Annotated in this window: 8 protein-coding genes, 4 tRNA genes and 1 rRNA gene; all 13 read left to right on the top strand. The window is 62.6% G+C overall.

The features are described 5' to 3' along the window. Positions 1–101, top strand: a 5S ribosomal RNA gene (gene rrf / locus DU505_RS18815); the annotation flags it as partial. A 169-nt stretch (positions 102–270) separates the two neighbouring features. After that, positions 271–1,254 (top strand): biotin--[acetyl-CoA-carboxylase] ligase, encoded by a 984-nt coding sequence (locus DU505_RS18810; protein WP_114480507.1) that lies wholly within the window; start codon positions 271–273, stop codon positions 1,252–1,254. Continuing rightward, positions 1,251–2,090: a type III pantothenate kinase gene (locus DU505_RS18805; protein WP_114480502.1), complete on the top strand. Its 840-nt coding sequence runs from the start codon at positions 1,251–1,253 to the stop codon at positions 2,088–2,090. The genes DU505_RS18810 and DU505_RS18805 overlap by 4 nt, the downstream gene beginning before the upstream one ends. Before the next feature lie 116 nt (positions 2,091–2,206). Beyond that, positions 2,207–2,290: transfer RNA gene (locus tag DU505_RS18800), tRNA-Tyr, on the top strand. Positions 2,291–2,339: 49 nt separating this feature from the next. Beyond that, positions 2,340–2,413 (top strand) — tRNA-Gly (locus tag DU505_RS18795). A 60-nt stretch (positions 2,414–2,473) separates the two neighbouring features. Then, positions 2,474–2,548 (top strand) — tRNA-Thr (locus DU505_RS18790). Between the two features lie 145 nt (positions 2,549–2,693). Next, positions 2,694–2,769, top strand: a tRNA-Trp gene (locus tag DU505_RS18785). A gap of 71 nt (positions 2,770–2,840) precedes the next feature. Further along, a complete protein-coding gene (gene secE, locus DU505_RS18780) occupies positions 2,841–3,209 on the top strand; it encodes a preprotein translocase subunit SecE (protein ID WP_114480501.1) in 369 nt (122 codons plus the stop codon). An 8-nt stretch (positions 3,210–3,217) separates the two neighbouring features. Next, positions 3,218–3,751 carry a transcription termination/antitermination protein NusG gene (nusG, locus tag DU505_RS18775; protein WP_114480500.1) on the top strand — a complete coding sequence of 178 codons (534 nt, stop codon included), beginning with the start codon at positions 3,218–3,220 and terminating at the stop codon, positions 3,749–3,751. A 90-nt stretch (positions 3,752–3,841) separates the two neighbouring features. Further along, positions 3,842–4,273 (top strand): 50S ribosomal protein L11, encoded by a 432-nt coding sequence (rplK, locus tag DU505_RS18770; protein WP_043514686.1) that lies wholly within the window; start codon positions 3,842–3,844, stop codon positions 4,271–4,273. Positions 4,274–4,275: 2 nt separating this feature from the next. Continuing rightward, complete coding sequence (gene rplA / locus DU505_RS18765; protein WP_114480499.1) at positions 4,276–4,968, top strand: 50S ribosomal protein L1; 693 nt, start codon at positions 4,276–4,278, stop codon at positions 4,966–4,968. A 317-nt stretch (positions 4,969–5,285) separates the two neighbouring features. After that, positions 5,286–5,789: a 50S ribosomal protein L10 gene (rplJ, locus tag DU505_RS18760; protein ID WP_114480498.1), complete on the top strand. Its 504-nt coding sequence runs from the start codon at positions 5,286–5,288 to the stop codon at positions 5,787–5,789. An 89-nt stretch (positions 5,790–5,878) separates the two neighbouring features. Continuing rightward, on the top strand, positions 5,879–6,247 hold the full coding sequence (gene rplL, locus DU505_RS18755; RefSeq protein ID WP_114480497.1) for a 50S ribosomal protein L7/L12: 369 nt from the start codon (positions 5,879–5,881) through the stop codon (positions 6,245–6,247). The last annotated feature ends 30 nt before the right edge of the window (positions 6,248–6,277 follow it).

Below are 6,277 nucleotides of genomic sequence, written 5' to 3'. Positions count from 1 at the left end.
GTTCGGGAACCACCTGATCCCATGCCGAACTCAGCAGTGAAACCGCTCAGCGCCGATGGTAGTGTGGGGTCTCCCCATGCGAGAGTAGGTCATCGTCAGGCATTTATTCAGAAGCCCCGGCATTGGTCGGGGCTTCGCTATTTGGGGGTCTCCCCATTTTCTTCCCGAAACCCCGAGTTCGAAAGAACTCGGGGTTTTTCTTTTTGTAATCAGTGCAGGGCCTGAGCGAGTTCCGATAGAATGGGCCTTTTCCCGTTTGGGGCACAGGGCATGACCATCGGTGATCTGATCCGCCTGCTGAGCGACGGGGAGTTTCACTCCGGAGAGCAGTTGGGCGAACGGCTGGGCGTATCGCGTACCGCGGTATGGAAACAGCTGAAGAAGCTCGAGGCGCTGGACATCCCCCTGGAGGCCGTCAAGGGTCAGGGGTACCGCATTTCGGGCCCGCTGGAGCTGCTCGATGGCGGGGTCATCGTGGCCGGGCTGTCACGGCAGGGTAGGCAGCATCTCGCCCGCCTGTTCATCGAAGAGACGTTGCCGTCCAGCAATCAGTTCATTCGCCAGCGCTTCGACCAGGGAGTCGGGCACGGTGAGGTGTGCCTGGTGGAACAGCAGAGCGAGGGCCGGGGGCGTCGTGGCCGGACCTGGTCGACCCCTTGGGGGCGTGCCCTGATGCTCTCTCTCGGCTGGAGGTTCGATTCCGGTGTGGTGGCCCTTGAGGGGCTCAGTCTGGCAGTAGGGGTGGCGCTGGCCCGGGTGCTGGAGCGACACGGAGTTGCCCCGAAGCTCAAGTGGCCCAACGATGTGCTGTTGAAGAGCGGTGCGGGGGAATGGGGGAAGCTTGCCGGCATACTGGTCGAGATCAGTGGCGACGCGGCAGGCCCCTGCGAGGTCGTGATCGGCATGGGAATCAATGTCAGCCTGCCCCCGGCATTTCGCGAGACGATCGAACAGCCGGTCGCGGCGGTGCATGATCAGGCGCCGGGGCTTTCTCGCAACCGCCTGGCATTCGAGCTGCTGGATGAACTCCTGCCGCTGCTCGCCGCCTACGAAAGCGAGGGCTTTGCTGCCTGGCGCGACGAGTGGAATGCCCTGCATGCCTTTGCCGGTTGTGATATCGACGTGCTCCGGGGTGGGAAGAGCCTGGCGGCAACGGCGGAAGGCGTGGACGAGTCGGGCAATCTCTGCATTCTCCGCGGCGGGCAGCGTGAGCGGTTGGCGGGAGGGGAGATCAGCGTGCGTGGGCGCTCATGATCCTGGATCTAGACATTGGCAATACGCTGTCGAAGTGGCGCCTGAAGGATGCCGACAGTAGCGAGATTCGTTCGCGTGGCGCGGTCTGGACCCGAGAGGAGTGGAGGCCGGGTTCCGACATCCCCGACCTGGACGTGGTCGAGGCGGTGCGGATATCCAGCGTGGCCCGGGAGGCCGTGCTTGAGCAGACCGTTTCCCTGCTGCACAGCCGCGTGCGCGGTGTCCATGTTGCGCGCTCCACGCCGGAAGCGCTCGGCGTCGTCAATGGCTATGAAGAGCCCCACCGACTGGGTGTGGATCGCTGGATGGGGGTGCTGGCGGGCTACCAGCTGGCGGGTGGCTGCTGCGCAGTGGATTGCGGCAGTGCCATCACCGTGGACTTCGTGCTGCCCGGTGGCCGGCATCTGGGCGGTTACATCATTCCCGGGCTGCGGCTGATGAAGGAGAGCCTGAAGCTGGGCACGCGCAACGTGGCCATCGACCCCGACAGCGAAGCCGAAGAGCTGCTGCTTCCTGGTCAGCGTACCGTGGAGGCGGTCAATCACGGAATCTACATGGCGGCGGTCAGCGCCATCAACCGGATCTACTCGGAGGTGTGCGACCGGGAAGGCGTGGCGTTGCCGATGTTGCTCACCGGAGGGGATGCCCGCGTCATGGCGCGCGGGATGCAGTCCCCCCACGCGGTCTGGCCTGACATGGTGTACGGTGGGCTGGAGGCCTGCTTCCCGCTGACCGCCGCCGAGCGGGCCGGGCGCATGTCGGGAGCGCCGCGTGTGCCGGCGCCGGCGGGGCTGGAAAAAATCCGTGCGGGCCTTGCTTTCTCCATGCTGCTTTGACACAATGCAGCGCGTTCCGGAGCCGGGGGCGTTCCCGAACGGGATCGGTCCAAGCAAGTTGCTGATAAACAAGCACTTGACACGGTTCGTGGAGGCGGTAGAATGAGCCGCCAGTTGGAGGGGTTCCCGAGTGGCCAAAGGGAGCAGACTGTAAATCTGCCGCGAAAGCTTCGAAGGTTCGAATCCTTCCCCCTCCACCAAGTTTCATGCCGTGATCGGCTTTGGCGATTCGGCGGCCAGAGTGGGTAGGCGGGCATAGTTCAATGGTAGAACCTCAGCCTTCCAAGCTGATGATGCGGGTTCGATCCCCGCTGCCCGCTCCAGTATGGCAAGTGCTGACGATAGTGGTCGGTGCAGGCATGTGGGATGTGCCAAAGGGTTTTGCTCATGTAGCTCAGGGGTAGAGCACACCCTTGGTAAGGGTGAGGTCGACGGTTCAAATCCGTCCATGAGCTCCAGATAGAGAAAGGCGAGCCTTGGCTCGCCTTTCTCTTTTCTTTCGATGCAGGAGTGTCGGAAGGGGTTGCCAGCAGGCGAGACCTTCGCTATCATGGCGCCCGCTGTTGTGCATGCTGCCTGCAAGGGGTCGCGCGCATCAGATACAGGCCAGTAGCTCAATTGGCAGAGCAGCGGTCTCCAAAACCGCAGGTTGGGGGTTCGATTCCCTCCTGGCCTGCCAACCTCCCCCAGGTTGGCACCCATCTATCAGTCATATGATTCGATTGCCGCACCCTGAGGAGTCACGTTTTCATGAAACATAACGCCGAGGTGCAGGAGTCGCGCCACGACGGGCTCAAGTGGGCGGTGGTCATCACGTTGCTGGTTGTGGCTGTCGTGGGGAATACCTACTTTGCCGACCAGGCCATCCTCTATCGCGTGCTGGGTGTCGTCGTTCTCTGTGCTGCTGCTGCAGCGATTGCGCTGACTACCACCAAGGGTCGCGACCTGGCCGAGCTGGCCAAGAGCGCCAAGAAAGAAATTCAGCGGGTGGTGTGGCCGACCCGCCCCGAAACCGTGCAGACCACGGCTATCGTGCTTGTCGCCGTGCTGGTGGTCGGTCTGATGCTGTGGCTGATCGACACCCTTCTTGGCTGGGCGATGTCCGGCGTCATCGGTTAGGAGTTTTCATGTCCAAGCGTTGGTACGTCGTCCACGCCTACTCCGGCTTCGAGAAGCATGTCATGCGCTCCTTGTTGGAGCGCGTGAAGATGTATGGCATGGAAGACCGCTTCGGCGAGATTCTTGTGCCGACCGAAGAAGTCGTCGAGATGCGGGACGGCAAGCGCCGCAAGAGTGAGCGCAAGTTCTACCCCGGCTACGTGCTGGTCGAGATGGAGATGGATGACGGGACCTGGCACCTGGTCAACGAGACGCCGCGGGTCATGGGCTTCATCGGTGGGACCAAGGAGAAGCCGGCGCCGATCACCCAGAAGGAGGCCGATGGCATCCTGCGCCGGGTGAAGGATGGCACCGACAAGCCGCGTCCCAAGACCATCTTCGAGCCGGGCCAGTCCGTGCGGGTCGTCGACGGCCCCTTCGCCGACTTCAATGGTGTGGTCGAGGAAGTGAACTACGACAAGAGTCGCCTCCAGGTCAGCGTGCTGATCTTCGGGCGGGCGACGCCGGTAGAGCTGGAATTTGCCCAGGTCGAGAAGGAGTAATCCTCTCGGCCCGGCATCTGCTGTCTGGCCGCCGAGGCGGCCGTATAACCCGGGGAGCCGCAAGGCGCTACTACCCAACTGGAGTCCATCATGGCCAAGAAAGTACAGGCTTACATCAAGCTGCAGGTTGCAGCCGGTAAGGCCAATCCGAGTCCCCCCGTGGGCCCCGCGCTGGGTCAGCACGGTGTCAATATCATGGAATTCTGCAAGGCCTTCAACGCGGCTACGCAGGAAATCGAGCCGGGTCTCCCGACTCCCGTGGTCATCACCGTCTACTCCGATCGCAGCTTCACCTTCATCACCAAGACGCCGCCCGCGGCCGTCCTGCTGAAGAAGGCGGCTGGCATCAAGTCCGGCTCCGGCGAGCCGAACAAGAAGAAGGTCGGAACCGTGACCCGCGAGCAGCTCGAGGAGATCGCCAAGACCAAGGAGCCGGATCTGACGGCTGCCGATCTCGACGCCGCTGTGCGTACCATTGCCGGTAGCGCCCGCAGCATGGGCCTGAACGTGGAGGGTCTCTGATCATGGCTAAACTGTCCAAGCGCGCCCAGACAATTCGCGAAAAGGTCGACCCGGCCAAGGCGTACTCTCTGGAAGAGGCCGTGGCGCTGCTCAATGAGCTGTCCACCGTCAAGTTCAAGGAGTCTCTCGACGTCGCCATCAATCTGGGCGTCGATCCGCGCAAATCCGACCAGGTCGTGCGTGGTGCCACCGTGATGCCCAACGGTACCGGCAAGGACGTTCGCGTCGCCGTGTTTACCCAGGGTGCTAACGCCGAAGCCGCCAAGGAAGCCGGTGCCGATATCGTCGGCATGGACGACCTGGCCGAGCAGGTCAAGAAAGGCCAGCTCAACTTCGATGTGGTCATCGCTTCGCCGGACGCCATGCGCGTCGTCGGTCAGCTGGGCCAGATCCTCGGTCCGCGCGGCCTGATGCCGAACCCCAAGGTCGGCACCGTGACGCCTGACGTGGCAACTGCAGTCAAGAACGCCAAGGCTGGCCAGGTGCGTTTCCGTACCGACAAGAACGGCATCATCCATACTACTCTGGGCAAGGTCGACTTCGATGCAGCCGCCATCCAGGGCAACCTGGAAGCGCTGGTCGCCGACCTCAAGCGTCTCAAGCCGAGCACGTCCAAGGGTATCTACTTAAAGAAGGTCACCCTGTCCACTACCATGGGCCCGGGCCTGACCCTCGACCACTCCGCACTGGTGTAACCGGGGTGAGAGTCGTCCGCTGCCGGGTATTGGTGTCGGCAGCGCGCAGCAAGAAGTAGTTTGCAAGAACTTTGCGGTCCCCGGGCACCTTGCCAGGCAGGGTGCGAGGGGCGCCGTCAAAGACCGCAGGCGCCGCCGCTCTCGAGTGGCGGCTTAATGTCCCCGGCATGGGGTGCCTGCGCAGATGGTGTGGCCGCCAGATCGCTGGTGAGCACCATCACCCGGGACTTCCCGCATCCGTCGCAAGGCGGCCTAGGGAAGAGATGGTAACCCCCGGAGCCCGCACTGCGAGGTTCCGGCACGAAGGAGTGATCACTGTGCCACTAGCACTCGAAGGCAAGAAGGCGATCGTTGCCGAGGTCAGTGAAGCGGCCAAGGGCGCACTCTCCGTCGTAGTTGCCGATTCTCGTGGTGTCACGGTCGAGAAGATGACCGACCTGCGCAAGCAGGCCCGCGAGAATGGCGTGCAGATCCGTGTTGTCCGCAACACCCTGGCACGCCGCGCCCTCTCAGGCACCCAGTGGGAATGCCTGAACGAGAGCTTCATCGGTCCGACACTGCTGGCGTTCTCCACTGAACATCCGGGCGCTGCTGCCCGCCTGTTCAAGGAGTTTTCCAAGCAGGATCAGAACTTTGAAGTGAAGGCGCTGGCCTACGAAGGCGAGCTGATTCCGGCAAGCGACATCGACCGATTGGCAACGCTGCCGACTTATGACGAGGCCATCGCCAAGCTGATGTCCGTCATGAAGGAAGCATCCGCCGGCAAGCTGGTTCGTACCCTGGCCGCCCTGCGCGACCAGAAGCAGGAAGAAGCCGCCTGATCGGCGAACTCGTTCCTGTAGCCTGAATCGAACTCTGAATAGACGAGCGCTCGGCGCGCCGAGGCTCCCGCAAAGTTAGGAAGACCAAAATGGCACTGACCAAAGAAGACATCATCAACGCCGTCGCCGACATGTCCGTCATGGAAGTCGTCGAGCTGATCGAAGCGATGGAAGAGAAGTTTGGCGTTTCTGCCGCCGCCGCCGTGATGGCTGGCCCGGCTGCCGCTGGCGAAGTTGCCGAAGAGCAGACCGAGTTCGACCTGGTCCTGACCAGCGCTGGCGAAAAGAAAGTCAACGTGATCAAGGCGGTTCGCGAACTGACCGGCCTGGGCCTGAAGGAAGCCAAGGGTGCCGTCGACGGCGCTCCGGCGACCATCAAGGAAGGGCTGTCCAAGGACGACGCCGAAGCGGCAAAGAAGAAGCTGGAAGAAGCCGGCGCGAGCGTGGAGCTCAAGTAATCCTTGTGCCCCATGGCTTCACGCGCTGCG

This window comes from Billgrantia montanilacus (genome assembly GCF_003336675.1).
GTDB classification, from domain to species: Bacteria; Pseudomonadota; Gammaproteobacteria; order Pseudomonadales; family Halomonadaceae; genus Halomonas; species Halomonas montanilacus.
This window is presented reverse-complemented; position numbering and strand designations above follow the sequence as displayed.

What these genes read in the sequence shown, in the direction of transcription:
- nusG (WP_114480500.1), top strand. Translation starts at nt 3,218, where the DNA reads ATGTCCAAGCGTTGGTACGTCGTCCACGCCTACTCCGGCTTCGAGAAG.
- DU505_RS18810 (WP_114480507.1), top strand. Translation starts at nt 271, where the DNA reads ATGACCATCGGTGATCTGATCCGCCTGCTGAGCGACGGGGAGTTTCAC.
- rplK (WP_043514686.1), top strand. Translation starts at nt 3,842, where the DNA reads ATGGCCAAGAAAGTACAGGCTTACATCAAGCTGCAGGTTGCAGCCGGT.
- rplL (WP_114480497.1), top strand. Translation starts at nt 5,879, where the DNA reads ATGGCACTGACCAAAGAAGACATCATCAACGCCGTCGCCGACATGTCC.
- DU505_RS18805 (WP_114480502.1), top strand. Translation starts at nt 1,251, where the DNA reads ATGATCCTGGATCTAGACATTGGCAATACGCTGTCGAAGTGGCGCCTG.
- secE (WP_114480501.1), top strand. Translation starts at nt 2,841, where the DNA reads ATGAAACATAACGCCGAGGTGCAGGAGTCGCGCCACGACGGGCTCAAG.
- rplA (WP_114480499.1), top strand. Translation starts at nt 4,276, where the DNA reads ATGGCTAAACTGTCCAAGCGCGCCCAGACAATTCGCGAAAAGGTCGAC.